18 protein-coding genes are annotated in these 23,814 nt (G+C 67.9%); 3 read left to right on the top strand and 15 right to left on the bottom strand.

From position 1 onward, the window contains the following. Positions 1-21: 21 nt before the first annotated feature. From V7Q39_RS03850 to V7Q39_RS03875, 6 genes are all read right to left on the bottom strand, one after another. Positions 22-1,566, bottom strand: a complete 1,545-nt coding sequence (locus V7Q39_RS03850) for an acetolactate synthase large subunit (RefSeq protein ID WP_333815108.1) — start codon at positions 1,564-1,566, stop codon at positions 22-24. A gap of 95 nt (positions 1,567-1,661) precedes the next feature. Then, positions 1,662-2,699, bottom strand: coding sequence for a siderophore-interacting protein (locus tag V7Q39_RS03855; protein ID WP_333815110.1), 1,038 nt, complete (start codon positions 2,697-2,699; stop codon positions 1,662-1,664). Next, positions 2,696-3,505, bottom strand: a complete 810-nt coding sequence (locus V7Q39_RS03860; RefSeq protein WP_333815112.1) for an ABC transporter ATP-binding protein — start codon at positions 3,503-3,505, stop codon at positions 2,696-2,698. Before V7Q39_RS03860 ends, V7Q39_RS03855 begins: the two co-directional genes overlap by 4 nt. After that, complete coding sequence (locus tag V7Q39_RS03865) at positions 3,502-4,533, bottom strand: FecCD family ABC transporter permease (RefSeq protein WP_333815114.1); 1,032 nt, start codon at positions 4,531-4,533, stop codon at positions 3,502-3,504. The genes V7Q39_RS03860 and V7Q39_RS03865 overlap by 4 nt, the downstream gene beginning before the upstream one ends. Next, the gene (locus tag V7Q39_RS03870; protein WP_333815116.1) at positions 4,530-5,573 is read right to left on the bottom strand and encodes a FecCD family ABC transporter permease; all 1,044 of its coding nucleotides are present in this window, start codon (positions 5,571-5,573) and stop codon (positions 4,530-4,532) included. Before V7Q39_RS03870 ends, V7Q39_RS03865 begins: the two co-directional genes overlap by 4 nt. Continuing rightward, the gene (locus V7Q39_RS03875) at positions 5,570-6,556 is read right to left on the bottom strand and encodes an iron-siderophore ABC transporter substrate-binding protein (RefSeq protein WP_333815119.1); all 987 of its coding nucleotides are present in this window, start codon (positions 6,554-6,556) and stop codon (positions 5,570-5,572) included. The genes V7Q39_RS03870 and V7Q39_RS03875 overlap by 4 nt, the downstream gene beginning before the upstream one ends. A gap of 323 nt (positions 6,557-6,879) precedes the next feature. On the opposite strand from V7Q39_RS03875, the gene V7Q39_RS03880 reads away from it, so the two are divergent. Beyond that, entirely contained in the window at positions 6,880-8,976 is a 2,097-nt protein-coding gene (locus tag V7Q39_RS03880) for a TonB-dependent siderophore receptor (RefSeq protein ID WP_443082486.1), read from the top strand. 35 nt (positions 8,977-9,011) lie between these two features. Here the strand turns inward: V7Q39_RS03880 and V7Q39_RS03885 are convergent, their stop codons facing one another. Next, positions 9,012-9,908 carry a helix-turn-helix domain-containing protein gene (locus V7Q39_RS03885; RefSeq protein ID WP_333815121.1) on the bottom strand — a complete coding sequence of 299 codons (897 nt, stop codon included), beginning with the start codon at positions 9,906-9,908 and terminating at the stop codon, positions 9,012-9,014. Positions 9,909-10,198: 290 nt separating this feature from the next. Here V7Q39_RS03885 and V7Q39_RS03890 point away from each other — a divergent pair, with 290 nt between their 5' ends. Both V7Q39_RS03890 and V7Q39_RS03895 read left to right on the top strand, forming a co-directional pair. Further along, a complete protein-coding gene (locus V7Q39_RS03890; RefSeq protein ID WP_333815123.1) occupies positions 10,199-11,158 on the top strand; it encodes a LysR substrate-binding domain-containing protein in 960 nt (319 codons plus the stop codon). A 99-nt stretch (positions 11,159-11,257) separates the two neighbouring features. Beyond that, positions 11,258-13,675, top strand: coding sequence for a GcvT family protein (locus V7Q39_RS03895; RefSeq protein ID WP_333815125.1), 2,418 nt, complete (start codon positions 11,258-11,260; stop codon positions 13,673-13,675). Between the two features lie 21 nt (positions 13,676-13,696). Here V7Q39_RS03895 and V7Q39_RS03900 read toward each other — a convergent pair whose 3' ends face one another. The 8 genes from V7Q39_RS03900 to V7Q39_RS03935 all read right to left on the bottom strand — a co-directional run bounded on the left by V7Q39_RS03900 (position 13,697) and on the right by V7Q39_RS03935 (position 23,737). Beyond that, positions 13,697-15,397, bottom strand: coding sequence for an ABC transporter ATP-binding protein (locus V7Q39_RS03900; protein ID WP_333815127.1), 1,701 nt, complete (start codon positions 15,395-15,397; stop codon positions 13,697-13,699). Positions 15,398-15,429: 32 nt separating this feature from the next. Continuing rightward, a complete protein-coding gene (locus V7Q39_RS03905) occupies positions 15,430-16,197 on the bottom strand; it encodes an ABC transporter ATP-binding protein (protein WP_333815129.1) in 768 nt (255 codons plus the stop codon). Then, entirely contained in the window at positions 16,194-18,158 is a 1,965-nt protein-coding gene (gene fhuB, locus V7Q39_RS03910; RefSeq protein ID WP_333815131.1) for a Fe(3+)-hydroxamate ABC transporter permease FhuB, read from the bottom strand. The genes V7Q39_RS03905 and fhuB overlap by 4 nt, the downstream gene beginning before the upstream one ends. Beyond that, a complete protein-coding gene (locus tag V7Q39_RS03915; RefSeq protein WP_333815132.1) occupies positions 18,155-19,021 on the bottom strand; it encodes an ABC transporter substrate-binding protein in 867 nt (288 codons plus the stop codon). Before V7Q39_RS03915 ends, fhuB begins: the two co-directional genes overlap by 4 nt. Then, positions 19,015-21,132, bottom strand: coding sequence for a TonB-dependent receptor (locus V7Q39_RS03920; RefSeq protein ID WP_333815133.1), 2,118 nt, complete (start codon positions 21,130-21,132; stop codon positions 19,015-19,017). Before V7Q39_RS03920 ends, V7Q39_RS03915 begins: the two co-directional genes overlap by 7 nt. Before the next feature lie 30 nt (positions 21,133-21,162). Then, positions 21,163-22,104, bottom strand: coding sequence for an AraC family transcriptional regulator (locus V7Q39_RS03925; protein ID WP_333815134.1), 942 nt, complete (start codon positions 22,102-22,104; stop codon positions 21,163-21,165). 123 nt (positions 22,105-22,227) lie between these two features. Beyond that, a complete protein-coding gene (locus V7Q39_RS03930) occupies positions 22,228-22,746 on the bottom strand; it encodes a hypothetical protein (RefSeq protein WP_333815136.1) in 519 nt (172 codons plus the stop codon). A 400-nt stretch (positions 22,747-23,146) separates the two neighbouring features. Beyond that, positions 23,147-23,737: a L,D-transpeptidase gene (locus tag V7Q39_RS03935; protein ID WP_333815137.1), complete on the bottom strand. Its 591-nt coding sequence runs from the start codon at positions 23,735-23,737 to the stop codon at positions 23,147-23,149. Positions 23,738-23,814 lie beyond the last annotated feature (77 nt).

Consider the following 23,814-nt stretch of genomic DNA (forward strand, 5'->3'; position numbering starts at 1 on the left):
ATTTCTTCGAAGAAATCGCCCTCACAATACCACTTCAATCAGCCGCGGACCCCTCTGCCCCATCGCTTCGGCAAAGGCCGCGTTGAACCCGGCCATGTCGCTGACCCGCACCGCCTGCACCCCGTGGCCCTCGGCCAGCGCCACCCAGTCCAGCGCCGGACCTTCCACGTCGAACATCCGCGCCGCGTTGCGCCCGACCTCGTTCACCCCCATCGCCGCCAGCTCCTCACGCAGGATCTGGTAGCCCCGGTTGGCGAAGACCACCGTGGTCACGTCCAGCCCCTCCCGCGCCATGGTCCACAGCGATTGCAGCGTGTACATGCCCGATCCGTCGCCCTCCAGCACCACGACCTTGCGGTCCGGGCAGGCGACCGCTGCCCCGACCGCGTTCGGCAGGCCGAACCCGATGGAACCGCCGGTGATCGTCAGCACGTCATGCCCAGGCCCTCGCCGCAGCGCGGGCGCAAGATAAGCCGAGGCGGTGATCCCCTCGTCCACAAGGATCGTGTCCTCTGGCATCAATGCCGCGATTGTCTCGCCCAGCTTCTCCAGCGTCAGCGGCCCGTCCGGCAGGGCGGGCCGGTCAAGCGGCACGAAATCTTCCGGACCCAGTTCTGCCTCGCCCAGTTCCTCCGCCAGCGCCTGCAGGCACCAGGCGATGTCCATCTCGCGACTGCACAGCTCGATCAGCCGGGTGTCCGGGTCATCGGGGATCGACGGCAGGCCGGGATAGGCGAAGAACCCGGCGGGCCGCGCCGTGCCGCACAGCACCAGCGCGGGCACTCCGGCCAGCAGCGCCTGGTTGTCCGGAAGGCGGTAGGCCATCCGTTCCATCTTCACCGCCCCCGCCCCGCGCCGGAAACGGGCGGCGAAGAAGGGCTGCATCAGCCGCGCACCGCAGGCCTTGGTCAGCCGCTTCGCCAGCAGGCCGAGGTCGGTGTAAAGCGCCGGGCCGTCCAGCAGCAGCACCGCGCCGGGCTGGCGCAAAGCGCGGGCGGCGGCCTTGATTTCCGCAAGCGACGGACGGTGCAGCGCCGGGGGCGGAGCGGCCACCGCAGGACCCGTCGCCGCCTCCCAGGCGGTGTTCGCGGGCAGGATCAGCGTGGCGATCTGCCCGCCCTTGGCCCGTGCCGCCCGCACTGCCTCGGCGGCGTCACCAGCGACCTTCTCCGCCGCGCTGCTGACCCGCGTCCAATGTGACACCGCCTGCGCGATCCCCACCGTGTCGCCCTTCAGCGGCGCCTCGAACCGCAGGTGATAGTCGGCATGGTCGCCCATGATGTTCAGGACACCGCTTTGCGCCTTGCGGGCATTGTGCAGGTTGGCAAAGGCATTGCCGAAGCCGGGAGCGAGGTGGAGGAGCGTCGCCGCCACTTCCCCCGTCATCCGGTAGTAGCCATCCGCCGCGCCCGAGACGCCGCCCTCGAACAGGCACAGGATGCAGCGCAGCTCCGGGTGGCGGTCGAGCGCGGCGACGAAATGCATCTCGGATGTGCCGGGGTTGGCGAAGCAGACTTTCACGCCGGAAGCCAGCAAGGTCCGCACCAAAGTCTCCGCGCCGTTCATTCGCCTCTCCCCTCATGGTCAGGGGCAGAAGACCGGATTCCGGAAGGCGACACAACCCGGCAGGACGGGCGTGCCATCGGGTTGAAGCCCATGCCTCAGATTTTCGGGGAAATCCCCGAAAACCAGCTCTTTGCCCAATAGGCTGCCGCGCTGATCTCCGACTTGCGCAGACCGCGATCCGTGAGGATCCTGCGCGCGGTTCGTGCTTCCTCGGCTTCGGCGGCAAAGAAGACCTGGCGCGCTCCGTCGGGGATCTGCAGCGTCCCGAGCGCGGTCAAGGGCGTGGCGCCGCTGTCGCGCGTGGCCCAGTGCAGGGAGACTCCCGGCGGATGGTCGAGGTGCTGGATATCTGCCGGATCGGGCACGACCAGCACGGCCTGCCCAATGGTTCCGGCGGGCATGTCGGCCAGATACCGCGCGATCACCGGCAGAGCGGTCTCATCCCCGACCAGACCATGCCAGCCATCCTGCGACTGGAGCCCGCCGCCACCGGGACCGGAAAGGACGATCTCGGTTCCCGGGGCCAAGCCGAGGCACCAGTCGGTGACGCGGCCGCCCTCATGCAGGAAGACGTCGAAGGACAAATGAGGGACGCCGTCGCGGTCCCAAAGGTGGCGGATGGTATAGACGGGCTTGTGCCAGGCAGCGCTGCCTTGGGGCCAGTCGGTGACGCCATTGGCGTCGAGACCGGGCCAGTCGGCGCCGGGCGGGCCGAAGAGCAGGCGGAAATGCAGGCCGCCGGTGGCGAAGCGTGCCAAGGCCGGGTCAGCCAGGATCACGCGGATGTAGGAGGGCGAGAGGCGCCGGACCCCAACCACCCGGGCAAGGGCATGGTTGTCCGGCCGGCCCCGCGCGCGGCGGCCCTGCCATTCCGGCACCACGCCCGCGGCGGCGATCTCCTCGGTCAGGTAGTCGCGCAGCCCCTGCAGGTGTGGCCCGTCCTGGGCGGTAATGCGCAGGCGCGTCGCCCCCGCTTCGGCCATAGCCAGCAGATCGCCACCGGAGAGCATCACCCGCAGCCCGCCCGGTTGCGGCTGGACGCCGAAGCCGATCTCTTCCGCGCGATGCTGCAGGGCGGGCAAGACGATTTCGGGCGGGATGGGCAGCAGGGCCTCGATGGAGGGAAGCGTCATGCGGCGACCCCCTGCCGGTCGACCGGGCCGCGCGGGACCATCATCGGCCGTCCGCTGACCGGGTCGGTCATCACCAGGCTGTCCAGCCCGAAGATGCGGCGGATGTTCGCCTCGGTCAGGACTTCGGCAGGGGTTCCGCTGGCATGGATGCGCCCCGCCCTCATGCCGACGATGATATCGGCGTGGCGGGCGGCCAGGTTCAACTCGTGCAGGACCATGACCACGGTGGTGCCGCGGCGGCGGTTCAGGTCGACCAGCAGGTCGAGCACGTCGATCTGGTGGCTGACGTCGAGGAAGGTGGTGGGTTCGTCAAGGAGCAGGATTTCCGTCTCCTGTGCCAGCGCCATGGCGATCCAGACCCTTTGGCGCTGGCCACCTGACAGCGCGCCGATGTCGCGTTCGGCCAGGGCGGCCGTGCCGGTCGCGTCCAGGGCATGGGCGACGGCGGCCTCGTCCGCGGCGCTCCACCGGGCGAAGAGGCCTTGGTGGGGGTGACGGCCGCGGCTGACGAGATCGAGCACGGTGATGCCTTCGGGCGCGATCGGGCTTTGCGGCAGGAAGCCCAGTCTGCGGGCGAAGGCCTTGGGCGCCAGCCGGTGCAGCGGCGCGCCGTCCAGCGTGACCTGCCCGCGCTGCGGCGGCAGGAGCCGGGCAAGACAACGCAGGAGCGTGGACTTGCCGCAGGCGTTCGCACCGACGATGGCAGTGATCCGCCCTGGCTGCACAGCGAGGGAGACGTCTTCGAGCACCGGCAGTCCGGCATAGCCCGCCCAGAGATCATGCGCTTGCAAGAGTGGCTGGCTCATGCGCCGCTTCCTTTCCGGTTTTCCCGCAGGATCAGATAGACGAGATAGGGCGCGCCCAGGACTCCGGTGACGATGCCCACGGGGTAGCGGGCGGGCAGCAGGAACTGGCCGGCGAAGTCGCAGACCAGTACCAGAAGCGCACCGATGCCGGCGGCGGGCAGCAGGATGGGGGCATCGCGCCCTGCCAGCCGGGCGGCGATCGGGCCGGAGAGGAAGGCGACGAAGGTCACGGGGCCCGCGCTGGCGGTGGCGACGGCGACAAGGCCGACGCCGCAAAGGATCACGCTGATCCGGGTCAGCGCAAGCCGGACGCCCAGCGCCGCGGCCGCATCGTCGCCCATGCGCATCATCTCGAGGTCGCGAGAACGCCAGAGGAGCAAGCCACCGCAGAGCACCAGGGTCAGCGCCAGGGGCAGCGCCTGGCCGAGCTGGGCGCCGTTGATGCTGCCGGACAGCCAGCGCAGCGCCTCGTGCAGCGACCACGAGGGCGCGCGGGCCAGCACATAGGCGGTCAGGCTTTGCAGCATGGCGGAAAGCCCGATGCCCACCAGGATCAGCCGTGCGCCGGTGACATCGCCGCGCCAGGCGAGGAGATAGATCAGCAGCGCCACGCCAAGGCCCGCCGTGACGGCATAGACCGAGACCATCGGCCCGGTGATCGACAGCACCACGATGCAGAAGACGGCAGAGGCGCTGGCGCCGGATGTGATGCCGATGATGTCCGGGCTGGCCAGCGGGTTGCGCAGGAGCGTCTGGAAGGCGGCGCCACCCAAGCCGAAGGCCGCGCCTGCCAGCACCGCCAGCAGGGCGCGGGGCAGACGCAGGCTGCCGATGGTGAAGCTCGCGCCCGCGACCTCGTCGCCGCGCAGGACCCGCCAGACCGTTGCCGGGGAATAGGCGCTCTGCCCTAGCATCAGCGTCAGGGCGAAACCGCCGACAAGCGCCAGCGCCATCAGCGCAAGCACCGCCCAGCGATGCCGCAGCCGGGCGTCACGTTGCAGGGCAATGCTCTGGGCGGTCGATCTCACAGCGCGGCCACCCTGCGCCGCCGGACGATCCAGATGAAAACCGGCGCACCGATGAAGGCCGTGACGATGCCCGCATCCACCTCGGCCGGGCGGGCGATGAGCCTGCCGGCGACATCGGCCAGCAGCAGGAGCGAGGCTCCGGAGATGGCGGCGAAGGGCAGGATCAGCCGGTAGTCGACGCCGAAGAGCAACCGGCAGGCATGGGGCACCACCAGGCCGACAAAACCGATGGGGCCACACAGCGCCGTGGTAGCGCCGGACAGCACGATGGCCGACCCGGCGACCATGATCCGCGCCAGCACGACATTCTCGCCCAGCGACTGTGCGGCATCCTCGCCAAGCGCGAGAAGGTTCAGCTTCCGGGCGGACAGCAGCGCGGTCAGCAGGCCCACGGCAAGGAACGGCAGCACCGGCAGGATCTGCGGCCAAGTCGCCCCGCCGACGCCGCCGATCATCCAGCCCTGCACCAGGCCGCCGATATCGCCGCGCGGGAGGATCACCGCCGTGGTGAACGAGGCCATCGCCGCCGACAGCGCCGCACCGGCCAGCGCCAGCTTCAGCGGAGTGGCCCCGCCGATGCCCAGACTGGCGATCGTATAAACTCCGGCGGCTGCGACACCCGCGCCGAGAATCGCCACCCAGATCTGCGGGGTGGCGCTTTCCATGCCGAACCATGCCAGCCCGATCACGACCGCAAGGGCGGCGCCTGCATTGGTGCCGAGGATGCCGGGGTCGGCCAGCGGGTTTCGCGTCAGCCCCTGCATCGCCGCTCCGGCAAGGCCAAGCGCGGCCCCCGCCAGAAGCGCCAGCGCCGTTCGCGGGATGCGCGCGGCGACGGCGGCTTCGCCCAGGGTCTCGGGTGGGCGCCGCAAGGCGGCGACGATCTCGGCCCAGGAGACATCCCTTGCGCCGAAGGCCAGGGACAGCAGAATCGCGAGGACCAGCAACGCGAGGAGCACCGCAGCCCCGGCCAGCGCCCGACGGCGGCGTGCCGCCTGCGCGGTCAGGGCGGGAGCATCGGATGCGGATGCGGTGGTCATTCCGATCCGGTGATCGCGGCGGACAAGAGGTCGGCGTAGTCCTCGATCACCCAGGGCAGCGACAAAGGCGTCGGGTTGGCCGCAGTGCCGAGCGGATCGTTGTCCAGCATGACCAGAGCGCCGCGCGCAATGGCGGGCAGCCGCGCGGTCAGGATATCAGCGGACAGCTTGTCGCGCAGGTCGGTGCCGCCATATGTCACCAGAAGATCGACGGCGGCCAGATCGTCGATCCGCTCGGCGCTGATCACGCCGTTGAATGCCCCGGTCTTGGCTGCCTCGGCCACGATGGGGGGCGAGACGAGCCCGAGGTCGTGGAAGAAGCGCACCCGCGTGTCCATGTCGGTGTAGAAGCCGACGCGGCTGAGGTCGGTTGCCAAGAGGTGGGTGACGAACATCGCGGTTTTTCCGGCGAGCTCGGGGTGGGTCGCGCGGGTTGCGGCGATCTTCGCCTCCAACTCTGCGATCAGCGCCTCGCCTTCGGCGGCCATGCCCATGCCGGCGGAGTTCAGCCGGATCGTGTCGCGCCAGTCTGTCGCCCAGGGCGTTTCGGGATAGGCGATCACCGGAGCAATCTGGCTGAGCGTCTCGTAATCTGCCGCCGAAAGGCCGGAATAGGCCGCGAGGATCACGTCAGGCTCGGTGGCGGCCACTGCCTCGAAGTCGATGCCGTCACCCTCGTCGAAAAGGACCGGCGGCTCGGCGCCCAGTTCCTCGAGCCGGGCCTCGACCCACGGCAGGATGCCATCGCCGTCGTCATCGCCGAAATTCGCCGCCGCGAATCCGACCGGGACCACGCCAAGCGCCAGAGGCACCTCGTGGTTGGACCAGTTCACCGTGGCGATGCGGACAGGCTTTTCGGTGATGACGGTGGCGCCAAACGCATGATGCACCGTCACCGGGAAATCCTGCGCGACGGAAGGCGGAGCGGCGAGGGCCGCCGCAAGCAGGGCAGCGGCAAAGATATACGGGAGTTGCCTGAACATCAGCCTGCCTTTCCTTGAATCTCGGCTGTCGATTGCGTGTGCCATGGGCGCGGGTCAATGGCCGGGGCGCCGTGGGACCGCCGCAGACAGCCGGTTTGCATATTTTCTTACAAAAAAAGTCGATTAATACAAGAACGCTCGGAACGTTGCTGCTACACGCGCCTTCAAGTCGCCGCACCGTGCCGGGTGTTCTGCGAATCTCGCAGGCATGGGCCCGGGGCCTACCCCGCCATATCCACGCCATCCGCCCCAGGGGCAGGAAAGCCGGACGCCTTGCCTGGAGAAAGAAGTTGAGACGGACAGAGACAAACTTGGTTGGTCGGTTGCGCTCGGGCACTGCGGTGCTGGCCCTGATGCTTGCTGCCCCGGCGCTGGCGCAGGAGTCCACGGAAAAGATGGAGAAGGACCAAAGCGGCATCGTGCGGCTTGGGACCATCTTCCTTCAGGTGCTGGGCCTTTCCGACGAGGATGCAACCTCGGTCGTCGCGTCGGAGCTTTGGGTCGGGGGCAAGGTTGCCACCAGCGTGCTGGACACGCCGGCATCGGTCTCGGTGATCACCGAAAAGGAGATCGAGCTGCGCAAGGCCGAGACGACCGAAGAGGTGCTGCAGTATACCGCCGGGGTTCATACCGACTACTATGGCACCGACGACCGCAACGACTATTTTCTGATCCGCGGCTTCCAGGCAACCACCTACCGCGACGGCCTGACGCTAGGGTCGATGCGCGGCGTTCGCGAAGAGCCTCTGGCCTATGAGCGGGTCGAGGTGCTGCGCGGAGCCAACTCGGCCCTGTTCGGCGCTGCCGACCCCGGTGGCTCGGTCAACTTCGTGACCCGCCAGCCGCGGTTCGAGAAGATTGCGGAAACCACGCTCGGCTTCGGCTCGCACGGGAGCAGGGAGGCCAGCTTCGATTTCGGCAACGAGATGCCCGGCAACGAGACGCTGGCCTTCCGCCTGACCGGCAAGGTCGCGAAGGGCGGCCTGGATTACGACTATTCCCGGGACGACGAGACCTTCCTGATGGGCGGCGTGACCTGGCGGCCGACCGACAGCACCGCCGTTACCCTGGTGCTGGACCACCTGGACCGAAGCGGCACCCCGAACAGCGGGGGCTATCCTCTGGACCGCGAATACGACCGCAGCGACTTCTTCGGTGAGCCCGGTTTCAACTATCACGAGGTCAACCGCGACAGCGCGACGCTTCTGGTCACGCATGACTTCGGCAACGGGCTGAGCCTGCGCAGCAACCTGCGCTACAGCGACCTGACCGACGATTTCGGCTATATCTATCTCTTCGACTTCGCGGGGCGGACCGGCACCTCGGTTGCGCGCTATTATTTCGGGGGCGACAGCAGCGCCGAGGAGTTGATCGGGAACGTCGTGCTGCAATACGACACGACCTTCGGCAACATCGCGAGCAGCACCCTGGGCGGGATCGAGTTCCGGGATGCGACCAGCCGCAGCGACAGCTTCTATGGGCTTGCCACGCCGATCGACCTGGCGAACCCCGTCTATACCGGGGCTCCGGCGACGCTGGCCTACTATGCCCGCAACCGGATGGATTATGACACCAAGTCGCTCTTCCTGACGCAGAACCTGTCGTTCAACGAGAGGCTGATCCTGACATTCGGCCTGCGCCGGGACTTCATGGACGTCGCCAGCACCGACCTGATCCCCGCCACTCCGGTGACGACCAGCGGCAGCTTTGCCGAAACCTCGGGCCGGGCCGCGCTGACCTACAAGGTCACGGACGAGGTGTCGGTCTACGGAAGCTATGTGGAATCCGTGGCGCCGCCGGCGATCGGCGTCGAGCCCGAGCGGGGCGAGCAGTTCGAGATCGGCGCGAAATATGCGCCCTCGGGCATGAACGCCCTGTTCTCGGTCGCGGTCTACGACCTGTCGAAGCAGAATGTCACCATCCCGGTGGTCCAGCCCGACGGCACGATTACGCGCGAGCGGATCGGAGAATCGCGCGTGCGCGGTATCGACTTCGAGGCGCGTGCCGAAGTGAACGAGAACCTCAGCCTGATCGGGTCCTATTCCTACATGGATACCGAGGTGGTGCGGGGCGTCGTGCGGGGCGTGACCCTGGACGGCAAGCAGTTCACCTCGGCGCCGAACCACATCGCGTCGATCTGGGCGAACTACACCTGGGCCGATGCCCTGCCGCAGGGCGACGTGACCGCCGGGGTCGGCCTGCGCTATGTCGGGTCCTACTACTTCGACGCGGCAAATACCCGTAAGAGCAGCGAAGCGTTGCTGGTGGACGGCTCGCTGGCGGTGGACCTGACCGACAGCGCGGCGCTGGAGCTGAGCGTGAGCAACCTGTTCGACGAGCAGCACATCGTGGGCTCGGGCACGGCAGACTACTACAATCCGGGCCGCGCGTTCGGCCTGACCCTGCGCAAGACCTGGTAGGTCGCGCGCCAGGCCCATCCGCCCGGCGGGTGGGCCTAGGGGGTGCGGTTCTCGCGCAGCCAGGCCGCCGGGGTGGTGCCGGTCACTTGCCGGAAGACGCGGGTGAAATGGGCCTGGTCGGCGAAACCGAAGCGGTCGGACAGATCCGCGATGGCGACCTTCTCGGTCAGGAGCGTCCGTTTCACCGCTTCGATCCGGCGCTCCTGCTGCCATTGCAGCGGCGACCGGCCCGTCGTCTTCTTGAAGGCTTGCGAGAACCAGCTGGGTGAAAGCCCGACGGCACCGGCGAGGTCGGCATTCTGGTGCCGCCTGCTGGGCTTCGCTTCGACCAGCCGGGTCAACCGCTTCATCTGCGCCGGTGTCAGCCCGCCCGAGGCGCGATCCTGCAGACCGCCCTGCGGCGGCTCGACAAGGGCGGCGACAAGGGCAACAGCCAGGCTTTCGGCGATCACCGGGTGCCGGTCGGCGACGCTGATCTCATGCTTCAGTGCCTCGCCGATATGGGCCAGCGAGGCGAGATCCTGCACTTCACGCGGCTGACGGAGCAACGTCGCCACCGCCGATGCGCCGAGTGCGGGCGTCAGCCGCTCGACCAGCCAAGACTGTTTCAGGTGCAGGTCGAGATGCGAGAAGCTGTGATCGGCGTAGAACCTGGTCCACATCGGAGTCCCGGCAGGAACATAGACCGCGCGGGCGAGGGGGCGGTGGCGTAGATCGTCGACGACCCCGCTGTCCGACCGGCCAATCTGGCTGGAAACGTCGTTGAAAAACAGCATCACCCGCGGATCGGGCGACTTGTAGAACCCCGTCGCGCCGGCCTTGCCTTCTGCTTCCCAGAAAATGCCGCACATGGCCTGATAGGCCCGCCACCGTGCCGGCGCGGTGGAACGGATACCGTCGGTGGTCCAGGTCATCGAAGGAAGAAAGCCCATTCTTGCACACCTTCATCGTCGTCTTTGCCGCATCTGTCTGTCATCCGACCGTGCCGGATATCCGATGACATCCCCGGCCTTGCTCTCTGGTCTGCTGGCAAGCTGGCCTGCCGTCGCTGGGTTCGAGCGTTCGGGAGAGGGCGGGCCTTGGGCTTCTAGCGGATGGCAAGTAATTTAGTCAAGTATTCGTGCAAGTGGCCTGCTTCGCCCCGTCCGATTTCCAGGTCAGGGGCGGCCAGCAGGGGGCCCGCAGGCTTGCGAATGCAGGTCCTCCATCATAGCCTCACGTTATGCATGTACTTCGCGGCCATATCCCATCGGCCAATGCGCTTTTCACCTTCGAGGCCGCAGCCCGGCGGCGCAGCTTCACCGCGGCGGCAGAGGAGCTGAACGTCAGCCAACCCGCGGTGTCGAAGATGATCCGCCAGTTCGAGGCGTCGCTGGGCTTCCGGCTTTTCCATCGCGACCTCCGGCCACTGGAATTGACCGCAGAGGGCAAGCGGCTTTTCGCGGATGTCGAACGCAGCTTCGACCTTTTGAACGCCTCGATCCTCGCGATGCGGCAGGGGGCGCGACGTGACACGGTCAGGGTCTCGTTCTCGGCCTCTTTCCTGCAGCTCTGGCTGCTGCCGAGGCTGGCCGATTTCACCGACAGCCATCCCGGGATCGGGCTGTCCATAGAGGAAAGCGGCCATGACGACATCGACCTCTACGCCGAGGGGATCGAGGTCTCCTCGCGTCTGGGACTGGGAGATTGGCCGGATCTGGAAGCGCGGGAACTGGTGCCGGAAGTTACCTTTCCGGTCGCGCATCCGGGGTTCATCGCCAAGACCGGCGGGCTTGCGCTGGCCGATCTCGCAAGAGCCCGGCTCCTGCATTTCCGCGAGAGGCATCGTGTGCGTTTTGGCTGGCGGGACTGGCTGGCCGCGGCGGGCGTCCCCACTGGCGCGCTGGACGAGGCGGTGGTGTTTTCGGACGCGCTCGGTTCGCTGGGAGCGGCCAGTCTTGGGCATGGGGTGGCTTTGGGCTGGTCGCACCTGGTGTTGGACCAGATCCTGGCGGGAAACCTTCAGCAGGTCGGGCCGCGGCGCCTGACTTCGGGCAAGTCGATCTGGCTGGTCAATTCGCGCCGCAAGCCGCTGTCACCCGCGGCGGAGGCCTTCACCCACTGGGTGATGCGGCGAATGGCAGCCGACCGCGCTGCGCATCCAGGAGTTTTCCTGCCGACACCACAGGATAACCAAAAGTAATGATGGGCGGTACTTTTTGTGCCGTTCCGTGCTGAAGGGCAGCGGGCTAGGCTGGACGCGGCCAAGAGTCTGGCCGGGAACGGAAGGCAGGGCAGGATCATGCAGAAACACGCGCGGGCAGTGGTCATCGGCGGCGGCTGTGTCGGGGCGGGTATCCTTCTGGGCCTTGCCCGGCGCGGCTGGTCGGACGTGGTGATGCTGGAACGCACCCGGCTGACGGCCGGATCGACGTGGCATGCGGCGGGGCTGATCCCGTCCTATACCCGCTCGCGTCCGATCGGCCTGATGATCCAGAAGTCGATCGAGATCTACGAGGGGCTGGAGGCGCTGACCGGGATGCCGGTCGGCTGGCACAAATGCGGCCAGCTGCGCATCGCCAAGTCGCAGGACCGGATGGACGAATACCGGTCCTATCTGGACACCCACCAGACCCAGGGTATCCGGGCGGAGTTGCTGGACAAGACCCGTGTGCACGAGTTGTGGCCACTGTTGCGCGCCGACGAGGAGATGCTGGGAGCGCTCTACAACCCAGACGACGGCCATATCGCCCCCGCCGATGTGACCATGGCCATGGCGAAGGCGGCGCGCGATCTGGGGGCGAAGATCCACCAGGACACCGAGGTGACGGCCGTGGCCCGCACGCTGTCGGGCGAATGGGAGATCACCACGACGAAAGGGGTGATCACGGCCGAGCATGTCATCTGCGCGACGGGGAACTATGCGCGCCAGACCGGGGCGATGTTCGGGCTGGACCTGCCTGCCATCCCGATCCTGCACCAGTATTGGATCACCGAGGCGGTTCCCGCCATTCGCGCGCGCAAGGCCGCGGGACTGCCGGAAATGCCGATCCTGCGCGACGAGCGTTTCGAGGGCTATATCCGGGAGGAAGGCGACGGGCTGATGTTCGGCCCCTACGAGCGCACGGAGCGGCTGCATCTTTTCGCCGAGAACGGCGTGCCCGCATGGTTCGGCGCCGATCTGGTCGACGAGGATTTCGACGCCGTCGCTGAAAACTGGGAAGCGGCTCTGGAGACGGTCCCGGCACTGGGCGAGGTGGGGATCAAGGCCAATGTCCGCGGCCCGTTCCAGATGACGCCGGACGAGCTTCCGCTGATGGGCAAGGCCTGGGGCGGCGCGCCGAACCTCTGGCTGGCCGAGGGCGTGCCGGGCGGCATCCTCTGGGGCGCGGCTATCGGCCATTACCTCTCGGAGCAGATCGTCGAGGGCGGCAATGAACTGGACAGCTCGGCGCTGGATCCGCGGCGCTTCGGCGACTATGCCAACAAGACCTGGCTGAAGCCGAAGATCCTGGAAAGCTGGGGAACGCATGGCATCCAGCACTACCCCGGAGAGGAGCGCGAGGCGGCAAGGCCCGCCAAGACAGCGCCGTCCTATGATTTCCTCGACCGCAAGGGTGCCGTCTGGGGGGTGCTGAATGGCTGGGAGCATCCAAACTGGTATGCGCCTGCCGGGGTTGAACAGAAAAACCAGGCGGGCTGGCACTGGACGGAAAAGGGCGTCCATGTCGGCAACGAGGTCGCCGCGGTGCGCCGGACCGCGGGTCTGGTGGAAATGACCTTCATGGCGAAGTTCGAAGTCCAGGGTTCCGGCGCAGCGGCCTGGCTGGACGGCATCCTGGCCAACCGCTTGCCGAAAGTGGGCCGGGCCAACCTCTCGCATCTCCTGTCGCCAAGGGGCACGGTGGTGGCCGAGTTCACCGTCTCGCGGCTGGCCGAGGACTGGTTCTACCTGATCGGCACGCCCTCGGCGGAGCGGATTTACTTCGACGAGCTGTCGCGCCTGAAGCCCGAGGGGGTCAGCCTGCGCAATGTCTCGGCCGAGCGCGCCGCGATGACGGTCGTGGGGCCCAACGCGCGCGCGATCCTGCAAGGATTGACCGAGACAAGCCTGGCCAACGAGGATTTCCCCTGGTTCGGGGTCAGGACCATGACGCTGGGCCTGGCCTCGGACGTGCGAATGCTGCGGATCAACTATTCCGGCGAGCTGGGCTGGGAGATCTATTGCCCGATGGAATACCAGCGCGGGCTGATCGCGCAGATCTTCGCCGCGGGAGAGGCCCATGGCCTGCAACCCGTGGGCACGCAGGCGCTGGAAAGCCTTCGGCTGGAGAAATCCTATCGCGCGATGTTCCGCGACATGAACGGCGAGCTGACGGCGCTGGAGAGCAGCCTGGAGCGGTTCCTGGACATGGGGAAAGACTTCCGCGGCAAGGCGGGTCTGTTGCCGCCGAAGCAGCGTTCGGTCACGGTGAAGATCCCGACCGAGGGGGTCAGCCTGATCGGCGGAGAGACGCTTCTGGCCAAGGGCGAGCCGGTGGGACGAATCCTCTCGGGCAGCTACAGCTATACCTTGGGCCACGACCTCGGCATCGCGCTGTTGCCAACGGGAACCCCTATCGGCGCGATCTTCGACCTGACGATCCTGGGAACGGCGCATCAGGCAGAGGTTATCGCGGAAAGCCCCTACGATCCGACCTCGGCCAGGGCCCGCAGCTAAGCACGGTCACAGACGCGGGATTCAGCCCGCCAGCCGGGCATAAAGGCCGCCCCCCGCCAGAAGCGTGCCGTGGTTGCCGATCTCGCGCACCATGCCGCCTTCCATCACAACGATGCGGTCGGCATTGCGGATCGTACCCAGCCGGTGCGCGATGACCAGTGTCGTGCGTCCCACGGCCAGCCGGTCCAGCGCGGCCTGGATGTCACGCTCGGTCTCGCTGTCCAGGGCGCTGGTCGCCTCGTCCAGGATCAGGATCGGCGGGTTCTTCAGGAAAGCGCGGGCAATGGCGACGCGCTGCTTCTGCCCGCCCGACAGCATCACCCCGCGCTCGCCGCACATCGTGTCGAGCCCCTGCGGCAAGTTGCGGATCAGCGGGCCGAGGCTTGCAGCTTCGGCAGCGGCAAGGATCTCGGCCTCGGTCGCCCCGAGGCGGCCATAGCCGATATTCTCGCGTAGCGTACTGCCGAACAGGAACACGTCCTGGCTGACCAGGCCGATCTGGCTGCGCAGGCTGTCCAGCGTCATCGCGGAAAGCGGCAGTCCGTCGATGACGATGCTGCCGGTATCGGGTTCATAGAAGCGGGGGAGAAGCGACAGAAGCGTCGATTTCCCCGCGCCGGAGGGGCCGACGAAGGCCACCGTCTCGCCTGCATGAACGGTCAGCGACACATCGCGCAGAACCGGGCGGGTGGCGTCATAGGCGAAGGACACATTCTGGAACGCGATGTCGCCGCGCAGCGCCGGGGCGGGCCGCGCATCGGGCCGGTCGGCCACCTCGGGCTCGGTCGAGAGGAGCTCGAGGTAGCGGCGGAACCCCGCGATGCCGCGCGGATAGGTCTCGATCACGGCGGCGATCTTTTCCAGCGGGCGGAAAAAGACCCCGACCAGCAGCAGGAAGCCCACGAAGCCGCCGGTGGTCAGGCTGCCATCCAGCACGAAGCCCGCGCCCAGCACCATGACGACCACCTGCACGAAGCGCAGCCCCATGTAGTGCAGCGCCGTGGCCTTGGCCATGATCCGGTAGGCATCCAGCTTGGTGGCGCGATAGGCCAGATTGTCCCGTCCGAAAAGCCGCTCTTCATGCGCCTCGTTGGCGAAGGACTGCACCACGCGGATACCACCCAGCGCCTCTTCCAGGCGGACGTTGAACTGGCCGACGCGACCGTAGATTTCCTGCCAGGTACGGGTCATCCGGCCGCCCTGCACCACGACCAGCCAGATGGTCAGGGGTACGATCACCGTCATGGACAAAGCCAGGACCGGGTGAATCCAGAACATCAGGGTGAAGGCGCCAACGAAGGTCATCACTGCGATGAACAGGTCCTCGGGGCCATGATGGGCGACCTCGCCGATCTCTTCCAGGTCGCGGGTGACGCGGGCGACCAGCTTGCCGGTGCGGGCATGGTCGAACCAGCGCCAGGACAGCCGGGTGAGATGGGCGAAGGCGCGGGCGCGCATCTCGGTCTCGATCTCGATCCCCAGCATGTGGCCCCAGTAGATGACCACGATCATCAGCCCGGTGTTCAGCGCATAGACCACCAGCAGGCCGACGGCGGCGAGAAGGGTCAGCGACCAGTCGCCCATCGGCAGGAGATGGTCGATGAAGGCGGTGATGGCCAGCGGGAAGCACAGCTCCAAGAGGCCGGACAGCACGGCCGAGCCGAAGTCCAGCCAGAAGAGGCGCTGGTGCGGGCGATAATAGGCGAAGAACTGGCGCAGCATGGCAGGGTCCCGGGTTGGCCTTGGGCAGGGGATCAGAGTGGCACGGCGAAGGGATACCCGGATCGCGTGGCAACCTCCATGGGCAGACCGTAGACCCGGGCCAGGGCCTCGGGCGTCATCAGGTCCCGGACCGGGCCTTCCAGCGCCAGCCGCCCGCCATCAAGGGCGACCACCCGGTCGCAGTAGCGCGCGGCAAGGTTCACGTCGTGCAGGACGATCACCGCCGAAAGGCCGGTCTCGCGGCTCATCGCCTGGACGAGGCCCAGCACCTCGACCTGATGCGCGATATCCAGGGCCGAGGTCGGCTCGTCGAGAAGAAGCGTCCGCGCGCCCTGGGCCAGCATCATGGCGATCCAGCCGCGCTGGCGTTCCCCGCCCGAGAGCGTGTCGACCAGCCGGTCGGCCAGGGAATCCAGCCCACAACGCTGCATCGCGCCTGTGACGGCGGCATGATCCTCGGGCCGGAACCGGCCCAGCGCGCCGCGCCAGGGATAGCGACCAAGCGCCACCAGTTCGGCCAGCCTTATACCCTCGGCCACCGGCGTCACCTGCGGCAGATAGGCGATCCGCCGCGCCAGCTCACGCGGGGGCCAGTCGGCAAGCGCGCGCCCGGCATGGGAGATTTGGCCCAAGGTGGGCCGGTTCTGCCCGGCGATCAGTTTCAGAAGCGTCGACTTGCCCGATCCGTTGCGCCCGACCAGCGCCGTGACCGCTCCCTCGGCGATCTCCAGCGACAGATGGTCGATCAGGCGGCGGCCCGGCACGTCGAAGGTCACGTCGGCAAGGGAGAAAAGGCTCATGCTGCGGTCCTGCGCAGAAGGGTAAGGAACAGCCAGGGCGCGCCGACCAGGGTGGCGACAAGGCCAAGCGGCAGGTCATAGGGGAAAGTCGCGGTGCGCGCCCCGAAGGCGGCGACACACATGAGAAGCGCGCCGATCAGCCAGCTGCCGGTGACAAAGGATGCGGCGCGGACCAGCCCAAGGCTGCGGGCAAGTTGCGGGGCCATCAGGCCGACAAAGCTGACCGGACCGACGAGGAGGCTCGCGGTACCGGTGGCAAGGCCCGCGCCGAGGATCAGCGCCAGCCGCAGCGGCGTAAGCGGCAGGCCAAGAGCGCGGCTGACCGGGGCGCCGAGCGGCAGGATCTCCAGCCAGCGGGCAGCGGCGATCAGCGCGGCGAGGAAGACGAGGGCGAGAGCGGCAAGCACTGCGGCCCCCGTAGGTGTGACCTGCGCCGTGCTGCCAGCCAGCCAGCCCAGCACCATCCAGGCGCGCGGGTCGCTGGAGGCCATGATCGCGGCGAGAACGGAGGAGGCCAGGGCACCGATGGCAAGGCCCGCGAGCAGCAGGCGCGCGGGGGCGAGGTCGGCGCGCAGCGCAAGGGCGGTGAGCGCGGCAAGCGCAAGGGCGCCGCCGAGGCCTGCGCCAAGGGCCAAGGCGAGCGGCCCCGGCGCGGAGACGAGGAAGACCGTCGCGGCATAGCCGAGCGCCGCGCCGCCGGTGACGCCCAGCACCTCTGGCGCGGCCATCGGGTTGGCGGTCAGCCGCTGCAGCACCGCGCCGGACCCGGCCAGCAGCGCCCCGGCGGCCAGCGCCGCGGTGATGGCGGTGGCGCGAAGGGGCAGGAAGGTGCCCCGCAGTTCGGCGGGGATGAAGCCCCAACCCTCCGGCCCCCGCCCTCCGAACAGCGTCAGCAGGGACAGGGCCACGACTCCCAGCAGCAGCAAGGCCAGCACCCGGCCCGGATAGGCGCTCCGGCGCGACAGGGCGTCGCCCGCCTCGGTTCCCGGCGGCACCTGCGCCGCCATGCGCGGCAGAAGCCACAGCAGGAGCGGCCCGCCGATCAGCCCGGTCAGCGCCCCCGTCGGCAGGCTGGGACCTCCCAGCGCGGCCACGGCCAAGAGCGCGCTGTCGGCCGGCCCCAACACCAGCGCCCCGGCCAAGGGGGCCACCAGCAGCCGCGCCAGCAGGCTGCGCGCGCCCATCGCGCGGGCGATGGCGGGCGCGGCAAGGCCGACGAAACCGACCAGCCCGACCTCGGCCGAGACCATGGCCGAAAGCGCGACCGCCAGAAGGATCGCCGCGGCCCGCAGGGGCGCAAGCGACAGGCCCAGCCCCCGCGCGGCCTCGGCCCCCAGCGACAGAACCATCAGCGGGCGGGCGAGCAGCGCGGCAAGCGCGAGGGCGGGCAAGAAGGCGAGGCCAAGGTTGCGCGCGCCGGTCCAGTCCTGCTGGCTCAAGGCCCCGCCGTTCCAGATCACCAGCGACAGAAGGTAGTGCCCCTGCGCCAGCGTCAGGGCCGTGGCGACCGCCGCGCAGAGCATCCCCGCCAGCATCCCGGCGATCGTCACCGTCACCGGGGCGAAGCCGCGCCGGGCGCCGATCGCCAGCACCGGCAGGGTCACCGCCAAGGCTCCGGCCAACGCCACCGGCAGGGCGCCGTTTGCCAGAAGTGCGGGGGCGAAGATCGTCGCCGCCACCAGCGCCAGCTGCGCGCCAGCCGCCGTGCCCAGCGTCGTCGGATCGGCCAGCGGATTGCGCAACACCGCCTGCATCAAGGCACCGGCAAGGCCCAGACAGGCCCCGGCCAGCAGCGCCACCACCCCGCGCGGCATCAGCCCGTGTGTTAGCAGGATCTGGTCGATCCCCAGGCTATCGACCCGCCAGGGCAGGCCGGGCCAGTCTGCCAGCGGCAGAAGCGAGAGCGCGGCAAAGGTCCAGAGACCAAGGGCCAGCACGACGGCGGTAAGAGCGATCTTCATCCCCTCCCCTCCGCCGCCAGGGCAAGCTCTGCCCCGAAGCGGAGGGCCGAGGGCAAGCCGCCGAAAGCGTTGATTTCCGGCAGCTGCAACACGTCGCCCCGCACAACCGGGGCCAGCCGATTCCACAGCACCCCCCGTTCCAGCGACCGGCGGGCCTGGACCGGCACCTCGCCTACGATCACCAGAACCGCTTCGGGAAAACCGGCCAGCCGCTCCATCGGCACCGGGGCGTTGAAGGCGAACTGCGTGCCTTCAGTCCAGGCATTTACCCGCCCCAGCCGGTACAGCGCCCCGCCGTAGAGGCTGTCGCCGCCGAAGATCCGGACATGGCGCGCATCGCCGACTTCCATGAGCAGGAAGGGCCGGTCCTGTCCGGCCAACCGCCCGGCCAGCCCGTCGAACGTGTCTTCGGCCTCGGTCAGAACAGGCGAGGCGGCGCCGGGATCGTCCAGCGCCTCGGCCAGCTCCGGCAGCACCGCGGTGAGCTTCGGCAGCGGGTCCTCTCCCGGCACATACAGCGCCTGTGACAGGACCGGGGCGATCCGCTCCAGCTGCGGCTGGATGAAGCTGTAGTAGCTGGAGGACAGGATGAGGTCGGGCGCGGACAGGCTCAGCGCCTCGAGGTTCGGCGCCCCGCGCAGGCCGAGGTCGATGATGGTCTCGGGCGGCAGCGAAGCCGAGACCCGGCGCAGGCCCTTCAACTCGGCCACGGCCAGCGGCGGATGGCCAAGGGCCATGGCGCTTTCGGCCATGGCCCAGTCGATTGCGGCGATCCGGGGGGCCGTCGCGCCCCCGGCAGGCAGCGCCCGCCCCGCGGCCATGGCACCCGCCATGGCCGCCAGGAGGGCGCGGCGCGTCACCATTTGTAGCTGAGATTCGCCTGAAGATTGCGCCCGTCGCCGATGTAGCTGGAGCTGAAGCCCACCGCCGAGATATAGGCCTCGTCGGTGACGTTGTTCAGGTTCACCTGCAGTTCCATCCCGTTATCCCAGGCGTAGCTGGCGCCCAGATCCAGAAGCGTCACCGCTTTCAGCTCGGTCGTGTTCGCGTCCGAGGACCAGCGGTCGCCGATGTAGCGCAACCCGCCGGACAGGGTCAGCCCGGCAAGGCGCCCGGTCTGAAGCTCGTGGCTCAGCCACAGGCTCGCGGCATGGCGTGGGGTGTTCGCCAGCTCATTGCCGTCGTTGTCGCCACTGATTTCGGTGCTGGCATAGGTATAGGCGCCCTTCGCCGTCCAGCCGTTGCCAAGAACCGCCAGCCCTTCCAGCTCCAGCCCGCGGATGTTGACCTTGCCGGTCTGCGCAAGCGGCGCAGGGAAGCCGGGGCCTACCACGGTGGTGCGGTCGGTTTCGGTCAGGTCATAGATCGCGGCGGTGATCAGCCCGTCGAAGGAGTCGGGTTGCCATTTGACGCCAAGCTCCCACTGCTTGCCCCGCGTCGGGCGCAAGAGGTTGCCGTCCTGATCCACGCCGATCTGCGGCAGGAACGAGGTCGAATAGGCCAGATAGCTGTGCAGGCCGTTGCCGAAATCATAGCCCAGCGACGCATGGCCGGTGGTCGCGGCATCCTTCCGGCCGAAGTCGGTGGTGCCGAAGGTGGTGACGTTGCCGCCCGACTGGCGGGTCCAGTCGTGGCGCAGACCCAGCGTCGCGCGCCAGTTGCCAAAGGACATCTCGTCCAGCGCGTAAAGCCCGTATTGCTCGGCATCCACCGTCTTGTCGGCCTCATAGGTGGTCGCGCCCACGGTGATCCCGCCATAGACCGGGGCCAGGTAGTCGATGGAATCGACGCCGGCAAAGCCGGTATAGGCCGATTCCTTGAACTTCTGCGCGTCCAGCCCGAAGGTCAGCTTGTGCTCGACCGCGCCGGTGGTGGCCTCGCCTGCCAGCCGCAGGTCAAAGGCGAAGCTGTCGAAGTCCTCGTCCTGGTCGATCCGCCCGCGGCTTACCACCGACCCGGTGTTGCCGCTGATGTAGATGTTGTCGTAGGTCCAGTCGAAATCGGTGTAGCGGAAGGTGCCGTTCAGCCTCCAACCGCTGTCGAACTCATGCGTCACGCCGAAGGACAGCGTGGTCATCTTGCGGTCGCTGCTGTTGAAATCGCTGTCGCCGAAGTTGAAGTCGCGCAGGTCGTCAAGGCTGTAGAGCCCGACGAAGCCGTTCGGAATCCCGGTGGGTGAGATCGGCGAATCGTCATGGCGGCTGAACATGAACTCCAGCTCGGTCGCGTCGTTCAGCGCGTAGCTGGCGGACAGGCCGAGATAGGCGCGCTCATTGTCGATCGCGTGGACATCCGTCCGGCTGTTGCCGACCTTGCCGGTGACGCGATAGGCGAAGCGGTCGTCCACCACGCGGTTCGCATCGCCGAAGACATGGACCGAGCCGTTCGAGTCGAAACCGAAGCCCAGCTCGGTGAAGTCGCCGTCGGCCTGCGCGCGTTTCTGCACCATGTTGACCAGACCGGCGGGAGTGCCCGCACCATACAGCACCGAAGCCGGGCCGCGCAGCACCTCGACCCGCTCGATCCCGTAAAGCTCGAAGCTCGGGGCGCTGGTCGGATACTGGGTGGACCGCATCAGCCGCAGCCCATCCAGGAACTTGTCGTTCTCCAGGTTGAAGCCGCGCAGATACAGGCTGTCGAAACGCGGATCGGCCCCGTAGTTTTCGGTGATGACCCCGGCGGAATAGGCCAGCGCCTCTGCCAGATTTGTGGCGCCCTGCTTCTCGATCAGGTCGCGCGGCACCACCGAGATCGAGGCCGGAACCTCGGCCAGCGGCGTCCCGGTCTTGGTCGTGGCGGAAGAGTTGGCGACTGGCCCTTCCAGCGGCGCGGTCGGGTTCTCGCCGACCTGAAGCGCGATCACGCCAAGGAAGGTCGGGCGGCTGTCGTCCGGCTCTTGCGCCAGCGCGCCGGTGGTCGCCAGCGCGATCAGGCTGGTGCCGAGAAGAAGCAGGCGGGAAGGATTGCGTGTCATGGTCAGGTCCGCTCCAGAAATCCCGAGCGTTTAACTCTGAAACTCTGGCCGCGTCTTGAACCGGGCTGCCGGAATTTGTTCAGGGCTGCGGAATTGCTGCCTGCGCCAGTCCGACGGTGTCTGACCGAACCGGGCGCGGAAGCGACGCGACAGATGCGCCTGGTCGGCGAAACCCACGGCCTGCGCCACCACGGCCAGCGGCAGGTCCGAACCCGCGATCAGATCGCGCGCGGCGGTCAAGCGAAGCTCGGCCTGCCAGCGCTGCGGGGTCTGGCCGGTGTGCTGCCGGAAGGCGTGGGCAAACCAGCTTTCCGACAGGCGCGCAACTGCGGCCATGTCGGCCACTGACACTGGCCGGTTCAGATGGTCCCGCACCAGCCGCTCCACCGCCGCCATCTGCCAGGGGGCAAGGCCGCCCGCCCCACCCATCGCCGCAGTCTCCGCTCCGGCAAAGACCGTAGCCAGCGTGGCCGTCAGGAGCCCGTCGAGCAGCATCGGACTGCCGCCCGGACGCCGGATTTCAGCGGCGGCCAACTGCCCGAGGGTGACGATCTCGGCCCCGGAATCGAGGAACCGCGGGCAGGACAGATCCGCGCGCACCCCGCCCGCCGCAAGCCGGCGCTGCAAGGTCCCAGCGTCGAGATGGAAATCCAGATGGGTCATCTTCGCGGAGGACTGCATCCGGCTCCACATCGGAACGTCCTGAGGCACGTAGAAGGCACGGACGACGCGGGCCGGCATATCGGGCGCGCCCGTCGAAAGCGCGATGGGCGGCGGAGCGTCGTCCAGGAAGATCACCACCCGGGGGTCTGGCGAGACATAGTGCCCGCCACCCTCGCATTCCCCATGGACCGACCAGAGATCGGCCACCGCGCCGGAAAGAGAGCGGAAGGCCAGCGGCTCAAGCGTCCGCAGCGCCCGGGTCTGCGCCTGCATCCGCGGCCGGAAATCTGCAAGGGACCCCATGGGCATGACCTTTCTGCGGCAAAGGGCGTGGCAAACCTCGGCAATGGCACAAAGCGGCGACGGTGAGTTTCTTGACAGTTTCCGTCGGAAAATGCAACCGAACTTGTCCCGCCCCTTCGGGCGGCAGGGTCAGTGCACCAGACGCAGATGGCGCTGCTTGGGGCGCGGGAACGGGTCATCCCCGGCAAAGGCGAAAGCGTCAACCTCGGCCGGATGGCGGGAGGCAAAGGCCAGCGCCGCCTGGATAAGACCGGGCTCCATCGTGCCCTCCGAGATGGTCAGCACCGCCTCGCGCGCCAGATCGGTCCGGTCGCGCCGCATCGCCTGCAGCATCTGCAGGAAAGCGACCTCGGTTCCGGTGGCATAGGCCCGGCAGGTGGTGCACAGCGGATTGGCAAAGCCGAAATCCCCCCGCCGCGCCCCCCGCAGGGACTGCAGCACCGACAGGAGGCCCATTGCGATCTGCGGGCCCCGCGCCTCGCCCCAGCGCTCGCCAGCCACCCGGAACGCCATCTGCCAGTCCTGCGTCTCGGGGCGGGCGTAAGCGGTCAGGAAGTGACGCAGCACAGCCAGAAGACCGGTCTCGAACTCGTCCAGGCCCAGTGTCTCGACAGGAACGGCGTCGGCCGAGGGAAGATGGTCATACATCGTCAGCATCCTTTCGGGTCAGGCGAGGCGCCTCTGGCACCGGCGCGGTCATCGGGGAGGGAAACCCGGGATGGCCGCCGCGCAAGGGCGGCGTGCGCCGTTCCCTGCACCAGAGACGCCTTGCCGTATCCCGCGCGCAGGCCTGCAGCCGGTGAGAGCGGTCTGGCCGGGGTCATACATCGCGGGGTTCGGGGTCATGATCAGTACTTTTCGCCGGGAATCGATCTGGCGAAAAAGCTTGATCGCGGATTGCTTACTATTTTACTCAGGCTTTTGGCAAGCCCTGTCTGCAGCCTGCGGCAATCCGTTCCAGAGAGGGCGCCAGGGGCGGCCCAGCAAACGAAAGGACCGCGAAGCCTTGCAGCCGCGCGGTCCCATGATGGCAGCCGGAGTGCCGGGGTCAGATCAGCCGCACCTGCGTGCCGACCTTGGCCATTTCGAACAGCTCTTCGATGTGTTCGTTGTAAAGCCCGATGCAGCCCGAGGACGACCGGCGGCCGATCTTGCGGGTGTCGTGAGTGCCGTGGACCCGGTAGGCGGGCCAGCTGAGATAGAGCGCGCGGGTGCCGAGCGGGTTGTCGGGCGCACCGCCTTCGACGACCGGCGGCCATTCCGGGTGGCGGGCCAGCATGTTGGCGGTCGGACGCCAGGTCGGGTTCACCACCTTTTGAATAACCGAGGTGACGCCAAGACGGGTCAGCTCTTCGTTCAGCGGCACGGAAGTGGGGTAGAGGCGATAGATCGACTGATCCTCGGACCAGAAGTGCAGCGCGCGCGAAGTGGTATCGGCCAGGATCGCGCCGTTGCGGGTGTTGTCGAAATAGTCCTGCCACTGCAACATGCGGAAGCTGGAGATATTGTTGCGCACCGAGCTGGCGGGCTCGATGAATTCGGTGCTGCCGTCCTGGGCAAAGGCCGGAAGCGCTGCCAGACCGGCGACACCCACTGCCCCACCCAGAACCACGCGGCGGTTGACCCTGTCGTTCGACATGCCGGAATGCTCCTGAAGACCCGTATTTTTGCCGCCTATAGCGCTTTTCGCGGGCAGCCGCAAATCAAACCCCCGTC

It is taken from the genome of Tabrizicola sp., from assembly GCF_036781545.1.
Taxonomy (GTDB): domain Bacteria; phylum Pseudomonadota; class Alphaproteobacteria; order Rhodobacterales; family Rhodobacteraceae; genus Tabrizicola.